Source organism: Micromonospora yasonensis (assembly GCF_026013475.1).
GTDB classification, from domain to species: Bacteria; Actinomycetota; Actinomycetes; order Mycobacteriales; family Micromonosporaceae; genus Micromonospora; species Micromonospora yasonensis.
In genome coordinates this window covers 1-19,575 of the sequence record NZ_JAPDPH010000135.1, presented here as the reverse complement: position 1 = coordinate 19,575, position 19,575 = coordinate 1, and the positions used below count along the sequence as shown (strand labels likewise).

Genomic DNA, 19,575 nt, shown 5'->3' with positions numbered 1-19,575 from the left:
CGCGTACCCGGACGCGTACGCGCAGTGGGAGCAGCAGGCCGCCGACCTGGTCGCCCAGCACTGGAACAGCTGACCCACACAGAACCATGACCGCTGGCCGGCACCCCGTGAACAGGGGTGCCGGCCAGCGGCGTCTCTGCCGAGATCTTGGACAGTTATCGTCAGCGGGGAACGGCAACTATCCAAGATCAGGGGAAGCTGAGGCGACCCCAGCCCACAGAGCGCAACCAAGCACCAGCGAGGGGTCAGGCCACCCAGGCGTAACGGCGCTCGGGGCGGCCGGCGGTGCCGTACTTCAGGGTCACCTCCGCCCGGCCGGTGCCGGCGTAGTGCTCCAGGTAGCGACGGGCACTGACCCGGGAGATGCCGACCCGGTCCGCGCACTCGCTGGCCGACAGCGTCCCCTGGTGCTCGCGCAGGGCGCGTTCCACCAGTTCGGCGGTCTCCGGGCTGAGCCCGCGGGGGAGGGCCGGGGCAGTGGTCACCGAGCCGCTGCGGGACAGCACCCGGTCGACGTCCGCCTGGTCGGCGACGACGGCGGCGCGCAGCGCGGTGCGGCGGGCGGCGTACTGCTCCAGGCGGGTCCGCAGCTCGTCGAAGCCGAACGGCTTGAGCAGGTAGTTGACCGCGCCGTAGCGCACCGCCCGACGGACCGCTTCGGCCTCCCGGGCGGCGCTGATCACCAGTACGTCGCAGTCGTACCGGGCGGCCCGGATCCGGGTCACCACGTCCAGGCCGAACATGTCCGGCAGGTAGAGGTCGAGCAGGACCAGGTCGGGGCGGAGTTCGGCCACCGCGGCCACCGCCTGCTCGCCGGTGCTGGCGGTACCGACCACCCGGAAGCCGTCGATCCGCTCGACGAAGCCACGGTGGATCCGGGCCACCATGAAGTCGTCGTCGACGACCAGTACGTCGATCATTTCGCCTCCTGACGCACGATCGGGGGCACCGACATCCGCGCCGTGAACATCGCACCCTCGTCGGTGTTCGTCACCGCGACCTCGCCGCCGCGACGGTGACAGACCAGCCGGGTGAGCGCCAGTCCGATGCCCCGCTCGCCGCCCTGGGCCGCCTTCGTGGTGAAGCCGTGGGTGAACACCTCCTGTGCCAGCTCCGGCGCGACCCCGGGGCCGGAGTCGCGGACCACGATCTCCACCGAGGCGGCGTCCTGACGCAGCTCGACCTCGACCCAGGCGGGGCGGTCGGACGAGTCGGCGGCCACCGCCTCGACCGCGTTGTCCACCAGGTTGCCGAGCACGGTGGCCACGTCCGCCGCCAGCTCCGGCGGCAGCCGGTCCAGCCCGGTCCGCTCGGAGATCCGCAGCTCCACCCGGCGCTCCGCGGCGACCGCCGACTTGGCCATGACCAGGGCCGCCACCGCCGTGTCGTGGATCCGGCTGGTGACCGTGAGGTCCAGCGAGGCGCGGTGCCGGCTGAGCGCGTCGACGTACCGGACCACCTCGTCGTGCTCGCCGATCTGGATCAGGCCGGAGATGGTGTGCAACTGGTTGGCGAATTCGTGGGTCTGCGCCCGGAGCAGCTCCGTGGTGCTCCGGAACCCGCCGATCTCCTGCTCCAGCCGGGCCAGCTCGGTCCGGTCCCGCAGCGTGGTGACGGAACCGAGCCGGCGGCCGTCCTTGCGGACCGTCATCCGGTTCATCACCAGCACCCGGCCGCCCCGGACCACCACCTGGTCCCGGGCCTCAGGGCCGCTGCCCGCGCCGGCCAGCACGTCCCGCAGCCGGCCGTTGATCCGCAGCTCGGCGAGGCTGCGGCCGAGGCAGTGCTCGGGCAGGTCGAGCAGCCGCCGGCCGACCGAGTTGACCAGGGTGACCCGGTGCTGCGGGTCCAGCGCGATCACCCCCTCGGCGATGCCGTGCAGCAGCGCCTCCCGGTGCTCGGCCAGCCCGGCGATCTCCCGCGGTTCCAGGCCGAGGGTCTGCCGCTTGATCCGGCGGGCCAGCAGCCACGATCCGACCACCCCGAGGCCGCAGGCGATGCCCAGGTAGGTGAGCAGGTACGACGACGCCCCGACCAGCCGCTGCGACCAGGTCGGCGACTCCTCGCCGACCACCACCACGCCGAGGTACATGCCGAGGTTCTTCTCCGGGTCGTCGCCGAGCACCGGCACCTGGGCCACCAGCTCCCGCGACCCGTCGATCTCCAGCTCGCCGAACCAGCTCCGGCCCTGCGCCACCTGAGGGTCGCCGAGCCTCACCGGGCTGCCCACCAGGGTCGGGTTCGTCGAGGCGACCACCCGGCCCCGGGCGTTCGCGACGGTCACCGAGGTGACGCCGTACTGGGTGGAGATGGTCTGCACCAGCGGGGCGATCGCCTCGCCGGGTGCGGGCCGGTCGAGCTGGTCGCGGAGCAGCGGGCTGCCGCCGAGCCGTTCGCCCAGGGTGGCGACCCGGCGCCCCTCGACCCGGTTGAAGGTCGCCGCCGACTGGGCCAGGGAGACGGCGGCCACCGCCACGAGCACCACGACGATGATCGCGAGCTGGAGGATGAGCAGCTGCCCGGCGAGCGTACGACGCCGGGACGTGACCGCGACCACAAAGACCTCAACTTCCGCTGGTGACACAACGCAGACAAGCTGCCCGGGTGGAGGCCACCATCTTGCCGCTGGACTCATTCGAAACGGAAGAGAAACAAGATGGCAACTAGGAGAAACGTGCTGGTCATGGGGGTCGCCGCCGCCACGGCGCTGGCCCTGGCTGCCTGTGGCGCCACCGCCGACAAGAACGAGGGCGGCTCCAGCAACGACGGCAAGCCGGCCGCCGGGCTGCGGATCATGGTGCCGAACAGCCCCGGCAGCGGCTACGACACCACCGCCCGGACCGCCGCGAAGGTGATGGAGGACGCCAAGATCGCTACGGGCGTCCAGGTGTTCAACCTGCCCGGCGCGGGCGGCACGGTCGGCCTCCAGCGGACCGTGAACGAGAAGGGCAACGGCAAGCTCGCCATGCAGATGGGCCTGGGCGTGGTCGGTGCCTCGTACACCTCCAAGTCGTCGGCGACGCTGACCCAGACCACCCCGCTGGCCAAGCTGATCGAGGAGGCCGGCGCCATCGTGGTGCCGAAGAACTCCCCGTACAAGACCATCAACGACCTGATCACGGCCTGGAAGGCCAACCCGAAGGGCCTCGCGGTCGGCGGTGGCTCGAACCCGGGCGGCCCGGACCACCTGCTGCCCATGCAGCTCGCCAAGACCGTCGGCATCGACCCCCGCCAGGTCAACTTCGTCTCGTACGACGGCGGCGGCGAGCTGCTGCCGGCCGTGCTCGGCGGCAAGGTGGCCTTCGGCGCCAGCGGCTTCGGCGAGTTCCTCGACCAGGTCGAGGCCGGTCAGATCCGGATCCTCGCGGTGACCAGCGAGGCGCCGATCGAGGCGCTCAAGGACGTGCCGACCCTGAAGTCCTCCGGCATCGACCTGGTCTTCACCAACTGGCGAGGCATCGTCGCGCCGCCCGGGATCAGCGACGCCGACAAGAAGGTCTGGATCGACGCGCTGACCAAGATGCACGACTCGGAGCAGTGGAAGGCCGAGCTGAAGAAGCGGGGCTGGACCGACGCGTTCGTCACCGGTGACGAGTTCGGCACCTTCCTGACCGAGCAGGACAAGGCAGTGGCCGACGTGCTCAAGCAGCTCGGGCTGGCATGACCGGCAGGACCACCCGACCGGACCGGGGCGGCGACCCGCCGTCCCGGCCTCCGGCCGTACCCGAGATTCCGGCGCAGCCGACCCCGGCGGCCGCACCGGCCGAATCCACGCCGGCCGCCACCGCGCCGACGGAGCGGGCCGCGACCGACCCGACCGTGGCGGAGGCTGCCGACCCGACCGGACCGGGCGCGCCGCGTACCCCGGAGGAGCCGGCGGCGGCCGGAACCGACCCGGCGGCGGACGCCGCACCGAAGCCCGACCGGGCGCAGTACGGCGTCGTTGCGTTTCTCGCCCTGGTCGGCGGGCTGGTCATCTTCGACGCGACCACCCGGATCGGGAACGCGATCAACACGGCCGACCCGGTCGGCCCCAAGGCGGTGCCGATCCTGCTCGGCGTGCTGCTGCTGATCATCGCGGCGATCTACGCGGTGGACGTGGCCCGCGGGGGCGCCGGCGAGCCGGAGGCCGGCGAGGACGTCGACCTGACCACCCCCATCGACTGGCGAACCGTGCTGCTGCTGATCGGCGCGTTCCTGGTCAACGCCGTGCTGATCGACCGGCTCGGCTGGGTGATCAGCGGGACCATCCTCTTCTGGGGTTCGGCGTTCGCGCTCGGTAACCGCCACTACGTCCGGAACCTGCTGATCGCCGTCGCGTTGTCGCTGATCACGTTCTACACCTTCGCCATCGGGCTCGGCGTCGACCTGCCCGCCGGCGTGCTGCAAGGGATCCTGTAGATGGACAACCTCGCCAACCTGCTCGACGGGTTCGCCCACGTGCTGACCCCGATGAACCTGCTGTTCGCGGTGCTCGGCGTGACCATCGGCACCGCCGTCGGCGTGCTGCCCGGCATCGGTCCGGCGATGACCGTGGCGCTGCTGCTGCCGGTCACCTACGGCATGGAGCCGGCCCAGGCGTTCATCATGTTCGCCGGCATCTTCTACGGCGGCATGTACGGCGGTTCGACCACCTCGATCCTGCTGAACACCCCCGGTGAGTCCTCGTCGGTGGTGACCGCCATCGAGGGCAACAAGATGGCGAAGGCGGGCCGGGCCGCGCAGGCGCTGGCCACCGCGGCGATCGGCTCGTTCGTCGCCGGCACCATCGCCACCGTGCTACTGGTGGTGGTCACCCCGCCGGTGGTCGACTTCGCGATCAGTCTCGGCTCGCCCGACTACTTCGCGCTGATGCTGCTCGCGTTCGTCTCCGTCACCGCGGTGCTCGGCGCGTCCCGGGTTCGCGGCTTCGCCTCGTTGCTGCTCGGCCTGGTGATCGGCGTGATCGGCATCGACCAGTCCGGTCAGCAGCGGCTCACCTTCGGGCTGCCGCAGCTCGCCGACGGCATCGACGTGGTCGTGGTGGCGGTCGGCATCTTCGCCGTGGGCGAGGCGCTCTGGATCGCCGCGCACCTGCGCCGCAAGGCCGGCGAGGTGATCCCGGTGGGCCAGCCGTGGATGGGCAAGCAGGACTGGAAACGGTCCTGGAGGCCGTGGCTGCGCGGCACCGCGTTCGGGTTCCCGTTCGGTGCGGTGCCGGCGGGCGGGGCGGAGATCCCCACCTTCCTGTCCTACGTCACCGAGAAGAAGCTGTCGAAGCACCCGGAGGAGTTCGGCCGGGGGGCGATCGAGGGCGTCGCCGGGCCGGAGGCCGCGAACAACGCCTCGGCCGCCGGCACCCTGGTGCCGATGCTGGCACTGGGCCTGCCCACCAACGCCACCGCCGCGGTGATGCTGGCCGCCTTCGAGGGGTACGGCATCCAGCCCGGCCCGCTGCTCTTCACGAAGGAGTCCACCCTGGTGTGGACGCTGATCGCCAGCCTCTTCATCGGCAACCTGCTGCTGCTGGTGCTCAACCTGCCGCTCGCCCCGGCCTGGGCGCGCATGCTCCGGATCCCCCGCCCCTACCTCTACGCCGGCATCCTCTTCTTCGCCTCGATGGGCGCGTACGCGGTCAACGCCCAGCCGTTCGATCTGTTCCTGCTGCTCGCCCTCGGTCTGCTCGGCTTCGGCATGCGGCGGTTCGGGCTGCCGATCCTGCCGCTGATCGTCGGCATCATCCTCGGCCCGCGCGCCGAGCTGCACGGCCGGCGGGCGTTGCAGCTCTCCGGCGGTGAGCTGCACGGACTCATCGGCGGCTGGGTGTCCTGGCTGATCTACGCCACGATCGCCGTGGTGCTCCTCTGGCCGCTGATCGGCCGGTTCGTGGTCCGTCCGCTGCGAGGAAAGTTGGTGAGCGCATGACGGTGCTGGTGGGGTACGTCCCCTCCCCGCTCGGCGAGGCGGCCCTCCAGGCCGCGATCGAGCAGGCTCGGTTCCGTGACGAGCCGGTGCTGGTGGTGAACACCTCGCGCGGCGACGCGTACGTCGACCCGCGCTTTGCTCAGGAGCCGGACCTGGACCGGGTGGTCCGCGAGCTGGTCTCCGCCGGGGTGCCGCACAACGTCCGGCAGCTGATGCGGGGGCGGGACGCGGCCGAGGAGATCGTCGAGATCGTCGAGGCGGAGGACATCTCGCTGGTGGTGATCGGCATCCGGCACCGCACCCCGGTCGGCAAGCTGATCATGGGGTCGACCGCGCAGGAGATCCTGCTCCGGGTGCCCTGCCCGGTCCTCGCGGTGAAGGCCGACTGAGTGGCGCCCGGGGGCTCCGCGGTCCCCGGGCGCGCCCAGACCGCTCTGCTGCTCACGCACACCGTCGCGGTGCAGGCGGTCACCTTCATGCTCCGGCCGGCGTCCGCGTACCGGGCGTTGGAGCTGGATGTGCCCGGGGCCTGGCTGGGCGTGCTCGGGGCCAGCTTCGCCGTCGTACCCCTGGTGCTGGCCGTCCCCTCCGGACACGCCGTGGACCGGCTCGGCGAGCGCCGCGTGGCGCTCGCCGGGTCGGTCCTGCTGGTCGCCGCCGGCCTCGGCTTCGTGCTGCTCGCCGGCTCGGTGGTCGGCCTGGTCCTGGCCAGCATGGCGCTCGGCACCGCGCACCTCTGCACCGTGGTGGCCCAGCAGGCGCTGGTCGCCAACCGCACCCCGGCCGACCGGTACGACGCGGCGTTCGGCTACTACACGTTCGCCGCCTCGTTGGGACAGGCGCTCGGCCCGGGCCTGATCGTGCTCTTCGGCGGCGACCGGCCGATCCCCGACACCCGGGCCATCTTCCTCGGCGCCACCGTCGTGGCGCTGCCGCTGCTGGTCGTCGCGCTGTTCCTGCGCCCGTCCGGACACCACCGGCACACCACCGAGGGATCGGGCACCGGCGGGATGGGCGAACTGCTCCGCCAGCCCGGCCTGGTCCGCGCGCTGACGGTGAGCTGCGTCGTGCTGGCGGCGGTCGACATCAGCCTCGTCTACCTGCCCGCGCTCGGCACGGAACGTGGTATCGCCGCCGGTTCGATCGGCGTCCTGCTCGGGGTCCGGGCGGTCGCCTCGATGGCGTCCCGGCTGCTGCTCGGCCGGCTGGTCGCGGCCCTCGGACGGCGGGTCGTGCTGGTCGGCACCGTGGCGCTCTCGGCCGTCGGGCTCGGCCTGCTGCTGCCGCCGCTACCGTTTCCGGTGCTGGTCGCGGTGGTCATCGTGGCCGGGTTGGGGCTCGGTGCCGGGCAGCCGCTCACCATGTCGTTCCTGGCCGAGGTGGCTCCGCCCGGGCTGCGCGGCCGTGCGATGTCGCTGCGGCTCACCGGCAACCGGCTCGGTCAGGTGCTCATCCCCAGCGCAGCCGGCGCGCTCGCGGCGGGCACCGGCGCGGCCGGCGTCCTCGCCTGCACGGCGGCGGGTCTGGCCGGCGCGGCGGTCGCCGCCACCCGCCTGCACCGGGACTGACCGGACTACCGGTCGGCCTCCTCCGTGGCCGGGTGCGGGGCGACCTGCCCCTGACGCAGCCGGGCCGCGCACAGCTCGGCCAGCCGGGCGTACGCGGGAGCGCCGATCAGCGCGGTCAGCTCCGGGGCGTACGAGAGGTACATCGGCTCGGCGCCGACGTGCGCGTCGGTCGAGGAGGTGCACCACCAGTCCAGGTCGTGCCCGCCCGCGCCCCAGCCCCGCCGGTCGAACTCGGCGAGCGTGGAGATCAGCACCTTGGTGTTGTCCGGTCGCTTGTGCCAGTCCTGGTCCCGGCGGATCGGCAGCTGCCAGCAGACGTCCGGCTTGTACTCCAGCGGGTGCACCCCGTCGCGGAGCGCCTGGGCGTGCAGCGCGCAGCCGCCCCCGCCCGGAAAATCGGCGTCGTTGAGGAAGACGCACGGCGCGTCGACGTCGCGGGTGGCCGTACGCCGGGCCGGGTTCTTCCCGTCGATCGTGTCGTTCTCGGTCCAGTTTTTGAAGCCCTTGCGGAAGTGCTGCCAGGTCTCCGGAGTGAGCCGCTTGACCGCCGACCGGACCCGCTTCTCGTCGTCGGAGTCGGTGAAGAACGCGCCGTGCGAGCAGCAGCCGTCGGCCGCCCGGCCGGCAATGATGCCGTGGCAGCCCTTGCCGAAGACGCACGTCCAGTGCGAGAGCAGCCAGGTCAGGTCGGCCCGGACCACGTGCTTCTCGTCGGCCGGGTCGACGAACTCGATCCACTCCCGAGGGAAGTCCAGCCCCACCTCCCGGCTGCGCGGGTCGTCGGGGTCGTCCACCAGCACCTGCAGCTCGATCTGCCCTGTCACCCGGCCCAGCGTACGCGCGGTGACCGGGGGCGGCTGGCGAGCCGGGGAAAGTGTCGGGCCATAGGGTCGAAGGCATGCGATTGGGTGTCCTCGACGTCGGTTCCAACACGGTGCACCTGCTGGTGGTCGATGCCCACCACGGCGCCCACCCCTGGCCGGCCCACTCCGAGAAGGTGGTGCTCCGGCTGGCCGAGCAGATCGGCCCGGACGGCGCGCTGACCGACGCGGGTGCGGACGGGCTGGTCAAGGCCGTCGGGATGGCCCGCGCGGCGGCGGACGGGCTGAACGCCGAGGACCTGCTGGCGTTCGCCACCAGCGCGGTCCGGGAGGCCACCAACGCCGGCGAGGTGCTGGCCCGGGTCCGCGACGAGACCGGCGTACGCCTGGAGGTGCTCTCCGGCGCGGACGAGGCGCGGATGACCTTCCTCGCGGTGCGGCGGTGGTTCGGGTGGTCCGCCGGCCGGCTGCTCGGGATGGACATCGGCGGTGGCTCGCTGGAGCTGGCCGCCGGCATCGACGAGGACCCGGACGTGGCGATCTCGCTGCCGCTGGGTGCCGGGCGGCTGAGCCGGGACCGGCTGCGGGTCGACCCGTCCGGCACCGTGCCGCCGTCCGCCGAGGCCGTCGAGGAGCTGCGGGAGTACGTCGACGCGCAGCTCGACCCGGTGCTGGCGCGGCTCACCGCGGTGGGCTGGGAACGGCCGGTGGCCACCTCGAAGACGTTCCGGATGCTCGCCCGGCTGGCCGGGGCCGCGCCCTCCGGCGCCGGTCTCTGGGCTCCGCGCAGCCTGACCCGGACCGGACTGCGGCAGGTGCTCGGTTTCATCCGGCACATCCCACCGGCCCAGCTGCCCGAGCTGGAGGGGGTCAGCGCGGCCCGCGCCCACCAGCTCCTCGCCGGGGCGGTGGTGGCCGAGGCGGTGCTGCGCCGGCTCGACGTGGACCGGCTGGACATCTGCCCCTGGGCCCTGCGCGAGGGGGTCATCCTGCGCCGGCTGGATCAGCTGGCACCGATGTGAATCGGCCCGTCGGGGGTGGGCGCTTTGCGGTTGCTCGTCCCGATGCGCCGCGCCGGGGCGGCTACGCTGAGGGACGTGACTACCCACGTCCCGGTGCTCCTGTCCAGTTCCTCGGTGTTCCCTGAGCGCACCGCGGCGGCCTTCCAGCTCGCCGCGGCGCTCGGGTACGACGGCGTCGAGGTGATGGTCTGGACCGACGTGGTGAGCCAGGACCCGGGCGCGCTGCGCGGCCTGGCCGACCACTACGACGTACCGGTCCTCTCGGTGCACGCGCCCTGCCTGCTGGTCACCCAACGGGTGTGGAGCCCCGACCCGTGGGAGCGGCTGCGCCGGGCCGCCCAGCTGGCCGAGACCCTGGAGGCGCCCACGGTCGTGGTGCACCCGCCGTTCACCTGGCAGCGGGACTACGCCCGCAACTTCGCCGAGGGCCTGGCGACGATCGAGGAGCGGTTCGGCGGGCTGCGCTTCGCGGTGGAGAACATGTACCCGGTGCGGATGGCCGGCCGGCAGTTCGTCCCGTACGTCCCGGGCTGGGACCCGACGGACGCCGGCTACACCTCCTACACCCTGGACCTGTCGCACTGCGCCGCCTCGCACACCGACGCGCTCGCGATGGCCGACCGGATGGGCGCCGGCCTGGCGCACGTGCACCTGGGCGACGGCACCGGCGAGGGGCGCGACGAGCACCTGGTGCCCGGGCGCGGTGGCCAGCCCTGCGCGGAGCTGCTCCGCTCGCTGGCCGGCCGGGGCTTCACCGGCTCGGTCGCGGTGGAGGTCACCACCCGGGGCGCGAAGAGCCGCGCCGTCCGCGAGGCCGACCTGCGGGTGGCACTCGAATTCGCCCGCGCCAACCTGACCGCCCCGTCCCCGGTCGACGCCTGACCGGCGCGCCGAGCTGGAGTTTTCGGCGTCAGCTGACCGGAGTGAGGGTCTCCGCCTGGGCGGGGACGCTGACCTGCTCGCCGACGGCGGCCCGCTTGCGGGCCCGGTGCGCCGCCACGTGCGAGCGGGTGGCGCAGCGCTCCGAGCAGAACCGCCGGCAGCAGTTCGACGAGGTGTCCAGGTAGACGTTGCCGCAGCGCTCGTCCGCGCAGACGCCGAACCGGGCGCTGCCGTACTCGCACAGCCACACCGACAGGCCCCAGACCGCGCCGGCCAGGTATTCGGACGAGACCGAGGCACCCCGGCTGGTCACGTGCATGTGCCAGTCGCTGGAGTCGTGGCCGGAGATGCGCGGCTGCACCGGGAAGGCCTCCAGCAGCGCGTTCAGCTCCGTCACCGCCTCGGCGTCCCGGCCCGAGGTGCCGTATTCGAAGACGTCGCGCAGGCGCTTCTGCGCCCGCCGGAAGATCGCCAGGTCCCGCTCCGCGACCTCGTCGCGCATCCACGCGTTGTCGTCGGGAAAGAGGGCCCGCAGGTCGTCGAGGTCGTCCAGACGGGCGTTGACCAGATCAACGCCGGTCCGGGCGTACGCGTCGAAGTTCACGACATCAACCGTAGACGACTCACGGGGTACGCGGCGCGTCGATGTAGTGGGGCAGGAACCGCGCGTAACCGTCTGTGATGAGGCTCTCGCTCTCCCGCACGCCGGCCCCGGCCGACTCGCCGTCGACGATCCAGCTGCCCAGCACCGTCCGGTTGCCGGCGAACTCGGGCAGCGCCCGGAACTCCTGGTAGCAGAAACCCTCGTCGCCGTAGATCCCGGGGCTGGTGATCTCGCCGCCCGCGGTGACGATGCGTACCGAGCCGCCCTCCCGGCCGAGCAGCGGCTTCGCCACGTACTCGGTCATCCCGCGCGGCGAGTCCAGGTACGCCGGCAGCAGGTAGTCGTGCCCCGGGTACAGCTCCCAGAGCACCGCCAGCAGTGCCTTGTTCGACAGGAGTAGCTTCCAGGCCGGTTCGATCCAGGTGGTCGGGGTGCCCGGCTCCAGGGCCGGCCGCCCGTACGGCTCGGCCAGCATCCACTCCCAGGGATAGAGCTTGAAGCAGGTGGTGATCGGCCGGTCGTCGGCGTCCACGAGGCGCCGCCCGTCCCAGCCGATCTGCTGGATCGGCATGAACGTGACGTCCAGCCCGGCCTGACGCGCCGTCTCGGCCAGGTAGCCGGCGGTGATCTGATCCTCGCCGGACTCCTCCTCGGCCGACCAGACCACGTGCACCCGCGGGTCGTGCAGCCCGGCGCCGATCTTGGCCCAGGCCCCGACCAGCCGCTCGTGCAGGCTGTTCCACTGGTCCGCCTCGGGCCGGGTGTGCTCCAGCCAGTACCACTGCACGATGCTCGCCTCGACCAGCGAGGTCGGGGTGTCGGCGTTGTACTCCAGCAGCTTGGGCGGCCAGCTGCCGTCGTAGCAGAGGTCGAAGCGGCCGTAGAGGGTCGGCGGGGTTTCCCGCAGCGACCGGGCGACCGCCTCCGCCGCCCAGGCCGGGATGCCGAACTCGGCGTACCGGTTCCGGGCGACGATGTGCTCGGCGGCGGCGACCGACATCCGGTGCAGTTCCTCGGTCGCCGCCTCCAGCCGGAGCACCTCGTCCAACTCGAAGGCGTACGCGGCGGTCTCGTCCCAGTACGACATGATCTCGCCGTCGGGCAGCTCGGTGTCGACGTACACCAGGCCCTGGCTGCGGATGGTGGCGTCCCAGTCGGGGCGCGGGATGCTGGCCTCGCGCCGCACGTCAACCGCCGCAGGAGGCGAGGTGGGTGCCGAAGCCACCACGCTCGGGCAGCGCGGCGGCGGCCGGGGCGGGGGTGTCCCGGGCGACGGCCGGCGCGGGGTTCCGGAGGGCCAGCGCGACGGTGTCACCGCCGCCCCCGGCCGGGCCGAGGGCGCAGTCGTCATCGTCGTCGGTCAGGTTGCAGCCGGAGAGGGTGAGCGCCAGGACGGTGAGCGTGCCGAGCTGGACGGTGGCCGACCGGAGCCGGCGGCGGGGGCGGGGGCGGGGTTCCACGTGATCCGTTGTAACGGACGGGCGCCAGATCGGCCGTCCTGCCGGCGCGGTCGGAGCGCAGCGTGACGTTGCCCGCCGCCCCCCGGCGCGGGCCCGCAGGCGGGGGTTACGCTCGGCTCATGCTCCGTTCCGTCATCCTCGCCGCCTCCCGGTCATCCCAGGTCGAGCGGCTCGTCGCGACGGCCCCGTTCACCCGGGACGTCGTCCGCCGGTTCGTCGCCGGCGCCGGCACCGACGACGCACTGCGCGCGACCCGCGCACTCGTCACGGACGGCCAAATGGTGACCCTCGACTATCTGGGCGAGGACACCACCACCCCCGAGCAGGCGAACGCCACCCGGGACGAGTACCTCAAGCTGCTGCGCCTGCTCTCCGCCGCCGAGCTCACCCCGGCCGCCGAGGTCAGCGTGAAGCTCTCCGCGCTCGGGCAGATGTTCGACGAGCAGCTCGCGTACGACAACGCGCGGGCGATCTGCGCGGCGGCCGACGCGGCGGGCACCACGGTCACCCTGGACATGGAGGACCACACCACCACCGACTCGACCCTGGACGTCCTCGCCAAGCTGCGTAAGGACTACCCGTCGACCGGCGCGGTGCTGCAGGCGTACCTGCGGCGTACCGAGTCGGACTGCCGGGAGCTGTCCGGCGCCGGGTCGCGGGTGCGGCTCTGCAAGGGCGCGTACAAGGAGCCGGAGTCGGTGGCCTTCCAGTCCGCCCGCGAGGTGGACAAGTCGTACGTGCGCTGCATGAACGTGCTGATGGCCGGGGACGGCTACCCGATGCTGGCCACCCACGACCCGCGGCTGATCGCGATCGGCGAGGACCGGGCGCGCTGGTTCGACCGCGGGCCGGACCGCTTCGAGTTCCAGATGCTGTACGGCATCCGCCCCGACGAGCAGAAGCGCCTGGTCGGTGAGGGCTACACGATGCGCACCTACGTCCCGTACGGCGACCAGTGGTACGGCTACCTGATGCGACGGCTGGCCGAGCGCCCCGCCAACCTGATGTTCTTCGGCCGCGCGCTGGTCTCGAAGAAGTGATCTGACGGTCCGCCGAACGGGCCGGTGGGACGGATGTCCCGCCGGCCCGTTCCGTGTTTCCCGGACAGGCTTGACGGAGAAAGCTAACAACATTAGCTTTATGGCTATGAAGATTAGCCAGGTGTCGCGGGACGGCGGGACCATCGCGTACGAGGTGCACGGGGAGGGCCCGCTGGTGGTCCTCTCGCACGGCATGGGGGAGAACCGGGCGACCTTCCGGCACCTGGTGCCCCGGCTGGTGGCCGCCGGCTACCGGGTGGCCTCGGTCGACGTCCGGGGGCACGGCGACTCCAGCGCCCACTGGCCCACGTACGCTCCGTCGGCGGTCGGCGCTGACCTGCTCGCCGTGGTCCGGGCGCTCGGCGGCGGCCCGGCCACCCTGGTCGGCAGCTCGTCCAGCGGGGCGGCGATCGTCTTCGCCGCCGCCGACGCGCCCGAGCTGGTCAACGGCATCGTCCAGGTCAGCCCGTTCGTGTCCCAGGCGAAGCCGAACCCGGTGATGCGGCTGGCCCAGGCGGTCGTGCTGCGCAGCCCCCGACTGTTCGGGATGTTCCACCGCACGCTCTTCCCGTGCGGGCGGCCGGCCGACGACGCCGCGTACCGGAAGGAGATGGTCGCCAAGCTGCGCGGCCGGATGGCCGCGGTGCGCGGCGTGATCGAGCCGGTCGAGCCGCACTGGACCGCGCGGACCCGGGAGGTGCGGCAGCCGGTGCTGGTGCTGATGGGCACGAAGGACCCGGACTTCAAGGACCCGGGCGCCGAGGCGCGGGCCGCGCGGCGACTCTTCCCCATCGCCGAGGCGCGCATGATCGCCGACTCCGGTCACTACCCGCACGCCGACCAGCCCGATGCCACCGCCGCCGACCTCGCCGAGTTCCTGGCGGTGACCTCCCGTGCCTAGGGCTGGCCTCAGCCCGCAGGCGGTGGTCCGCGAGGCGGCCGTGCTCGCCGACGAGGTCGGCCACGACCGGCTCACCCTGGCGGCGGTCGCCAGCCGGCTCGGCGTCGCGCTGCCCAGCCTCTACAAGCACGTCAAGGGCGTCGACGCCCTGCACCAGAAGCTCGCCGTCCTGGCCACCGCCGAGGTCGCGACCGAGCTGACCACGGCCGCCGCGGGCCGGGCCGGCGGTGACGCGCTGCGCGCGGTCGCCGCGGCGTTCCGCGACTACGCCCGCCGGCACCCCGGCCGCTACCCGGCCACGCAGCGGGCCCCCGACCCTGCGGACCCCGAGCACCTCGCCGCCGCCGAGCGGGCCGTCCGTGCGATCTACGCGATCCTGCACGGATACGGCCTCGACGGCGACGCGGCCGTCGACGCCACCCGGATGTTCCGGGCCGCCGTCCACGGTTTCATCACCCTCGAGGCGGCCGGTGGGTTCGGGCTGCCCCGTGACGTCGACCGCTCCTTCGACCAGATGGTGGCCGCGTTGGACACCGCGTACCGGGACTGGAGGTCCTGATGAAGGCCACGCTGCTGGCGCTCGCCTTCCTGCTGGAGTTGGCGCTGCTCGTCGCCGCCGGCTGGTGGGGCTTCACCCTCGACGCCCGCTGGCCGGCGCGCCTGCTCGCCGGCCTCGGCGCGCCGCTGCTGATCGCTGTCGTGTGGGGCGTGTTCTGCTCGCCGAGGGCCAACGTGCCGCTGCCCGCCCCGGCCAAGCTCGGCGTCCAGGCCGCCTGCTTCCTCACCGGCGGGCTGCTGCTCGCGCTGGCCGGGCGGCCGGTGCCCGGGGCCGTGCTGGTGGCCGTCTGGGCGGTCGATAAGGCGCTGCTCACCGCCCTCGGCGATCCGGTCTGATTCGGCCCGCCCGGGCTGGCGTGCCTGCCCCGGGTCGGCCTGCCCGTCCGGGTGGGCCGGCTCCCGGCGCTGCCGGGATGACACCGCAAATCGGAGTCGGTCACCCGGCTCGCTGCCGCACCCTGATTCGTTTACGACATCAGCTCGAAAGGCGGCGTGAACCTGTCACCGCCGGATGGGGGGCGGGCCGGCCGCAGCATCAGCGACGCGCTCGGGCTCTGGCCGGATCGCCCGATTGGTCGTACCCTTCGCCGGTGACCGACGGTGACGAGCGGCCCGCCGGCCCGGCGGAGAGCCGCGGCGAGCGGCGTCGGCCGCTGTGGATCGGGCTCGCCCTGGTGCTCGTCCTGGTGGCGTGCGGTGCGCCCGGCGTACTCCTGGTCGGCCTGGTGGGGCACGCGGCCGGACGCCCGGCCGCCGGCCGCGCCGACGACCCGACCACGGTGGCCGCCCGCCGCCTCGGCCAGCGGATGACCGCCCAGCTCGACCGGCAGGCCACCGCGCTGCTCGGCGGCGACCGGGCCGGCTTCCTCGCGGTCGCCGAGCCGGCGACCCGCCCCGCGCTGAGCCGCCGGTACGCCGCGCTGCGCGCACTGCGGGTGACCGTGTGGCGGCCGACGGTCGAGGGGCTGCCGGTGGCGGTGGACGGGCGGCCGGGGGAGTGGCGACTACCGGTCACTGTCGGGTACTGCTTCGTGGTGCCGGGCTGCACGCCGAGCACCGTGGAGATCGGCACCCGGTGGCGGCTGGCGGGGGAGGCGCCCCGGCTGGTCGCCGTGGAGGAGTCCCGGGCGAAGTCGGCCGGCGTCCGACCGTGGGAGGTCAGCGACCTCGCGGTGGCGGTCGGGAAGCGAAGCGTCGTCGCCACCACACCCGCCCAGCGGGCCAAGCTGCCCGGCCTGCTCGCCACAGCCGAGGCCGCCGCGAAGGTCGCCGACCGGTACGCGGTGGACCGCACCCCGCCGGACCGCTACCTGGTCTTCTACGCCGGGCGGACGGAGTGGCAGCGCTGGTACGGCGGCGGCCGCCCGAAGTGGACGGCCGGCTACGCGGTCGGCGTCGGCGGCGGGCACCACGACGTCGTGCTGAACGCCCAGAGCCTCTCACCCGCCGGGGTCGACGACCTGCTCCGGCACGAGTTGACCCACGCCGCCTCGCTGCCCGACCGGGGTTACTCCGACCGGTCGAGCTGGTGGCTGGTGGAGGGCCTGGCCGAGTACGCGGGCGTGGACGGCCAGCCGGTCGACCGGTACGAGGGCCTGGCCGAGGTGCGCCGGCTCGTCCGTGGCGGTTGGAACGGCCGACTGGACTCGCTGGCGCCCGCCGACGACGCGGCCGACGACCGGGTCGGGGGCGCCTACGGCGTCGGCTACCTGGCCGTCCGCCACCTGGTCGACCGGTACGGCGAGCAGCGGGTGCTCGACTTCTTCCGGGCCGTGGTGCACGAGCGCCGGTCGGTGGACGCCGCCGCCGACGAGGTGTTCGGCGAGCCCTGGTCTGCCCTGCACGACGACTGCGTCGCCTACGTCCGGGCGGTGGTCGGAGACTGAGCCAGGAAACGGATGGTGCCCGGACGCCTTCCGGCATCCGGGCACCAGACCCGCGCGGTACCCGGTCAGCCGATGGCCCTGACCGCGGTGGTGCTCCAGCCGCTGGCCACCTGGTAGCGGGGACCCCAGTAGATGCCTCCCCGACCCGGGTACACCCAGGCGTTGCCGGCGGAGTCGATCGCCACGGCGTCCGGGGAGCCGTCGGTGTTCACGTCGGCGATGGCCACCCGGTAGGTGCTCCAGCCGGTGCCGATCTGCTTCCGGGTGCCGAACATCGCCAGACCGGACTGGCCGGTGTTCGGGTAGTAGTACATGCCACCCGCCGGGTCGATCGCGATGAGGTCGTCGAGCCCGTCGTGGTCCCAGTCGTACGGGTAGATGCGGTAGTTCGACCAGCCGGACCGACCCACCTGCACCTTGCAGCAGCCGTTCGGGTAGTAGAACAGCTCACCGGTCGAGTTCTTGATGCCGAAGTGGTCCGGACGCTTGTTGGTGTTCGCGTTGCCGGAGGCGTGGGTGTAGTCGCCCCACTGGACGCCGAGCTGGGTGCGGTTGGCGTAACTGGGGGCACCGTTCACGTTCGGGTAGACCCAGAGCAGGCCTTCGCTGTCCACGGCCATGACGTCGGCCAGGCCGTCCTGCGTCCAGTCCGCGATGTCCCAGCGGTAGGGGTACCAGCCCTGGCCGATCTTCACCGGGGCGGCGAAGGTGGCGGTGCCGGTGCCACCGGTGTTGGCCCGCAGCCACAGGACGCCCGACGAGTCCGCCGTGACGATGTCCGGCTTACCGTCGCCGGTCAGGTCATGCGCCGCCGGCGTCGGGTTGAGGGTCACCGAGTCCCACGCCTGCACGAACGACAGCTCACCCTTGAAGTAGCTGGCGACGCTGCTGGTGCCGGTCTTGAGGCTGCCGATGCGGAAGCCGCCGCCGGCGTTCCACACCGTCGAGTGTGCCGTCGCCGCGACGTTGCGGTCGTTGACGTACAGGTACATGTTGCTGAGGTTGCCGCCGGCGGGCTTGAAGGTCACCGTCAGCTGGGTCCACACGCCGAGCCGCACGGTGTTGGCCCCACTGCTCACGGTGTCCCAGACCGGGCTGGCGACGTCGCTGCGCGACATGGCGAAGCGCCAGGACATGTCCGAGCTCTCGGCCCACAGCTTGAAGCCGGCGGTGTTGACGCCGTCCTGGGAGAGGACGGTGCCGCCGGTGGCGGTGGGCTTGACCCAGACCGAGAGCGAGAAGTCCGTGCTCGTGTTGACCGCGGGCCCGCTGGTGGTGAGCGTGCCGTTGGTGCCGTTGAAGACAGCGTCCGGGTCGAACATGTCACCGGTGCTCCAGGTGACACCGCTGTTGCCGGTGGCGGAGAGGCTGCCGACCGTGTCGCGGGCGGTGGTCACGGTGCCGGACTCGGCGTCGTCGAGCTGCCAGGCGTGGTTGGACGTGATCAGACCCTGGCTGGCAGCGCTGGCGATGGTGCCGGTGCCGTTGGCCAGGTTGCTGGCCGTCCAGGTGGTGATGGTGGAGTTGGCCCCGATCGCCCAGAGATCGGGAGCACCGTCGGCGTTGACGTCCCCCGCGCGGAGGGCGAGGTTCTGGCCGGCGTTCCACAGGCCGAGGTTGTACGGGGTGTAGGTGAGTTGGCCGGTGTCGGGGTTGACGGTGAGGTCGGTCCAGAGGTGCAGGGCGCCGGTGGTCTTGTTCCACAGGTACATGGCGCTGCCGCCGGCGAGTTGGGCAGTGGTGAGGGTCCACTGGTCCCAGTTCATGTCGCCGGTGGGGGTGGTGGTGGTCAGGGGGGCGGGGTTGAAGTAGAGGCCGGGTGCGGCGCCATTCTGGTAGTAGGTGAGGTGGTAGCCGGTGGTGGCGTTGCCGCTGGTGCCGATGAGGTCGGGGATGGGAGTGGGGTTGCTGGGGTCGGCGATGCGGCGGCTGTCGCCAGCGTTGGCCACCTGGATGGGTGAGTTGCCGTCGCCGTCGACGAGCAGGTCGCTCACGACGGTGAACTGGTTGCCGCTGAGCTGGGCCTGGATGACGCTGCCGTCGCCGTTGGCGCGCAGGACTCCGCCGCCGCCGGCGTTGGTGCCGGTGGGGTAGTAGACGAGGACGTCCTGGAGGCCGGTGCCGGTGAAGTGGCCGGTGACGGCCTGCGCGCCGTCGAAGTCGGCCGGCACGTTCTGCCCGGTCACGCCGTTGCCCCGGGCCCCGATGTTCGTCCCGACCTTGTCGATGCCGGCGTTTCCGTTTCCGCTGCCGAGCCAGAGGCCGGAGGGCATGGCGTTGGCGGCGCCGACGGTGAGCACGTCGGGCACGTCGTCGCCGGTGAGGTCACCGTCGGCCGCGACGGCCGCCGGGTCGGCGTTGAAGACCACACTCGCCGCGTCACCGAAGTTTCCACCCGCCGAGATGCTCGTGACGGTGAGGGTGTTGGTGAACCGGGTCGGCGCGACCGAGATGCTGGCCGTCCCGGCGCTGTCCGCGGTGACCTCGACCGGCGCGCCCGCGTTGAGTTGGTAGACGTAGCTGCTCGGGACGGTCGTGCTGGTGCCCTTGGTGACGGTGAACGTGGCGGGCTGCCCGATCGTGGTGCCGGCTGGGGCATCGCTCACCGACGGCGGGCCGGGCCGGGTGGGGTCGAAGGCGAACGTGCAGGTGGCGGACCAGTCGCTGGGGGTGCGGAAGTCGGTGGCCTGGACCTTCCAGGAGAAGTTGGTGACGGCACCACCGGCGGCGGTGCGGAACTTGTCGACCGGGACGACGAGTACCGCTGTGCTGCCGGAGCTGACGGTGAGCAGGTTGGGGTCGGAGGAGGCGATGGCCGTCTGGGCGGTGTCGCTGGTCTTCCAGAGTTTGAAGCTGACGCCGAGGGTGCCGCCGTTGGGGTCCGAGACCGGCGCGTAGAGGGAGACCGAACCGTCACCGACCGTGCTGC

At 72.6% G+C, this 19,575-nt stretch carries 19 protein-coding genes; 12 read left to right on the top strand and 7 right to left on the bottom strand.

All coding sequences use genetic code 11. The features are described 5' to 3' along the window. Nucleotides 1-245 precede the first annotated feature (245 nt). Entirely contained in the window at nucleotides 246-920 is a 675-nt protein-coding gene (locus tag ONA70_RS23915; RefSeq protein WP_265008718.1) for a response regulator, read from the bottom strand. Then, nucleotides 917-2,557 carry a sensor histidine kinase gene (locus ONA70_RS23910; RefSeq protein ID WP_265008717.1) on the bottom strand — a complete coding sequence of 547 codons (1,641 nt, stop codon included), beginning with the start codon at nucleotides 2,555-2,557 and terminating at the stop codon, nucleotides 917-919. Before ONA70_RS23910 ends, ONA70_RS23915 begins: the two co-directional genes overlap by 4 nt. A gap of 99 nt (nucleotides 2,558-2,656) precedes the next feature. Between ONA70_RS23910 and ONA70_RS23905 the strand changes: the two genes are divergently transcribed. Genes ONA70_RS23905 through ONA70_RS23885 form a run of 5 tightly spaced genes read left to right on the top strand, consistent with a single transcriptional unit; the run spans nucleotide 2,657 to nucleotide 7,472 of the window. Beyond that, on the top strand, nucleotides 2,657-3,664 hold the full coding sequence (locus tag ONA70_RS23905; protein ID WP_265008716.1) for a Bug family tripartite tricarboxylate transporter substrate binding protein: 1,008 nt from the start codon (nucleotides 2,657-2,659) through the stop codon (nucleotides 3,662-3,664). Then, on the top strand, nucleotides 3,661-4,401 hold the full coding sequence (locus ONA70_RS23900) for a tripartite tricarboxylate transporter TctB family protein (RefSeq protein ID WP_265008715.1): 741 nt from the start codon (nucleotides 3,661-3,663) through the stop codon (nucleotides 4,399-4,401). The genes ONA70_RS23905 and ONA70_RS23900 overlap by 4 nt, the downstream gene beginning before the upstream one ends. Continuing rightward, nucleotides 4,402-5,904 (top strand): tripartite tricarboxylate transporter permease, encoded by a 1,503-nt coding sequence (locus ONA70_RS23895; protein ID WP_265008714.1) that lies wholly within the window; start codon nucleotides 4,402-4,404, stop codon nucleotides 5,902-5,904. Next, nucleotides 5,901-6,293 carry a universal stress protein gene (locus ONA70_RS23890; protein ID WP_265008713.1) on the top strand — a complete coding sequence of 131 codons (393 nt, stop codon included), beginning with the start codon at nucleotides 5,901-5,903 and terminating at the stop codon, nucleotides 6,291-6,293. The genes ONA70_RS23895 and ONA70_RS23890 overlap by 4 nt, the downstream gene beginning before the upstream one ends. After that, a complete protein-coding gene (locus ONA70_RS23885; protein WP_265008712.1) occupies nucleotides 6,294-7,472 on the top strand; it encodes an MFS transporter in 1,179 nt (392 codons plus the stop codon). It begins immediately after the preceding gene. 5 nt (nucleotides 7,473-7,477) lie between these two features. On the opposite strand, the gene ONA70_RS23880 is transcribed toward ONA70_RS23885, so the two are convergent. Then, complete coding sequence (locus ONA70_RS23880) at nucleotides 7,478-8,296, bottom strand: hypothetical protein (RefSeq protein ID WP_265008711.1); 819 nt, start codon at nucleotides 8,294-8,296, stop codon at nucleotides 7,478-7,480. A gap of 74 nt (nucleotides 8,297-8,370) precedes the next feature. Between ONA70_RS23880 and ONA70_RS23875 the strand changes: the two genes are divergently transcribed. Beyond that, a complete protein-coding gene (locus ONA70_RS23875; RefSeq protein ID WP_265008710.1) occupies nucleotides 8,371-9,315 on the top strand; it encodes a Ppx/GppA phosphatase family protein in 945 nt (314 codons plus the stop codon). Between the two features lie 75 nt (nucleotides 9,316-9,390). Beyond that, nucleotides 9,391-10,197, top strand: coding sequence for a sugar phosphate isomerase/epimerase family protein (locus tag ONA70_RS23870; RefSeq protein ID WP_265008709.1), 807 nt, complete (start codon nucleotides 9,391-9,393; stop codon nucleotides 10,195-10,197). Between the two features lie 28 nt (nucleotides 10,198-10,225). Here ONA70_RS23870 and ONA70_RS23865 read toward each other — a convergent pair whose 3' ends face one another. The 3 genes from ONA70_RS23865 to ONA70_RS23855 are packed head-to-tail and all read right to left on the bottom strand — an operon-like array spanning nucleotide 10,226 to nucleotide 12,261. After that, nucleotides 10,226-10,801 (bottom strand): CGNR zinc finger domain-containing protein, encoded by a 576-nt coding sequence (locus ONA70_RS23865; RefSeq protein WP_265008708.1) that lies wholly within the window; start codon nucleotides 10,799-10,801, stop codon nucleotides 10,226-10,228. A gap of 19 nt (nucleotides 10,802-10,820) precedes the next feature. Next, a complete protein-coding gene (locus ONA70_RS23860) occupies nucleotides 10,821-11,987 on the bottom strand; it encodes a glutathionylspermidine synthase family protein (protein ID WP_265008707.1) in 1,167 nt (388 codons plus the stop codon). Between the two features lies 1 nt (nucleotide 11,988). Further along, nucleotides 11,989-12,261: a hypothetical protein gene (locus ONA70_RS23855; RefSeq protein ID WP_265008706.1), complete on the bottom strand. Its 273-nt coding sequence runs from the start codon at nucleotides 12,259-12,261 to the stop codon at nucleotides 11,989-11,991. A gap of 119 nt (nucleotides 12,262-12,380) precedes the next feature. Between ONA70_RS23855 and ONA70_RS23850 the strand changes: the two genes are divergently transcribed. The 5 genes from ONA70_RS23850 (at nucleotide 12,381) to ONA70_RS23830 (ending at nucleotide 16,646) form a co-directional block, all read left to right on the top strand. Continuing rightward, nucleotides 12,381-13,301 carry a proline dehydrogenase family protein gene (locus ONA70_RS23850; RefSeq protein WP_265008705.1) on the top strand — a complete coding sequence of 307 codons (921 nt, stop codon included), beginning with the start codon at nucleotides 12,381-12,383 and terminating at the stop codon, nucleotides 13,299-13,301. Between the two features lie 100 nt (nucleotides 13,302-13,401). Next, the gene (locus tag ONA70_RS23845; protein ID WP_265008704.1) at nucleotides 13,402-14,202 is read left to right on the top strand and encodes an alpha/beta fold hydrolase; all 801 of its coding nucleotides are present in this window, start codon (nucleotides 13,402-13,404) and stop codon (nucleotides 14,200-14,202) included. Beyond that, a complete protein-coding gene (locus ONA70_RS23840) occupies nucleotides 14,195-14,761 on the top strand; it encodes a TetR/AcrR family transcriptional regulator (protein WP_265008703.1) in 567 nt (188 codons plus the stop codon). The genes ONA70_RS23845 and ONA70_RS23840 overlap by 8 nt, the downstream gene beginning before the upstream one ends. Then, nucleotides 14,761-15,096 carry a YrdB family protein gene (locus ONA70_RS23835; protein ID WP_265008702.1) on the top strand — a complete coding sequence of 112 codons (336 nt, stop codon included), beginning with the start codon at nucleotides 14,761-14,763 and terminating at the stop codon, nucleotides 15,094-15,096. Before ONA70_RS23840 ends, ONA70_RS23835 begins: the two co-directional genes overlap by 1 nt. A 254-nt stretch (nucleotides 15,097-15,350) precedes the next feature. Further along, a complete protein-coding gene (locus ONA70_RS23830) occupies nucleotides 15,351-16,646 on the top strand; it encodes a hypothetical protein (protein ID WP_265008701.1) in 1,296 nt (431 codons plus the stop codon). 65 nt (nucleotides 16,647-16,711) lie between these two features. On the opposite strand, the gene ONA70_RS23825 is transcribed toward ONA70_RS23830, so the two are convergent. Beyond that, a partial coding sequence (locus tag ONA70_RS23825) for an FG-GAP-like repeat-containing protein (RefSeq protein ID WP_265008700.1) occupies nucleotides 16,712-19,575 on the bottom strand: 2,864 nt, incomplete at its 5' end.

Bases quoted from the DNA above. Each gene is read 5' to 3' on its own strand.
- ONA70_RS23915 (WP_265008718.1), bottom strand. From the start codon at position 920: ATGATCGACGTACTGGTCGTCGACGACGACTTCATGGTGGCCCGGATC.
- ONA70_RS23905 (WP_265008716.1), top strand. From the start codon at position 2,657: ATGGCAACTAGGAGAAACGTGCTGGTCATGGGGGTCGCCGCCGCCACG.
- ONA70_RS23900 (WP_265008715.1), top strand. From the start codon at position 3,661: ATGACCGGCAGGACCACCCGACCGGACCGGGGCGGCGACCCGCCGTCC.
- ONA70_RS23895 (WP_265008714.1), top strand. From the start codon at position 4,402: ATGGACAACCTCGCCAACCTGCTCGACGGGTTCGCCCACGTGCTGACC.
- ONA70_RS23890 (WP_265008713.1), top strand. From the start codon at position 5,901: ATGACGGTGCTGGTGGGGTACGTCCCCTCCCCGCTCGGCGAGGCGGCC.
- ONA70_RS23875 (WP_265008710.1), top strand. From the start codon at position 8,371: ATGCGATTGGGTGTCCTCGACGTCGGTTCCAACACGGTGCACCTGCTG.
- ONA70_RS23850 (WP_265008705.1), top strand. From the start codon at position 12,381: ATGCTCCGTTCCGTCATCCTCGCCGCCTCCCGGTCATCCCAGGTCGAG.
- ONA70_RS23845 (WP_265008704.1), top strand. From the start codon at position 13,402: ATGGCTATGAAGATTAGCCAGGTGTCGCGGGACGGCGGGACCATCGCG.
- ONA70_RS23835 (WP_265008702.1), top strand. From the start codon at position 14,761: ATGAAGGCCACGCTGCTGGCGCTCGCCTTCCTGCTGGAGTTGGCGCTG.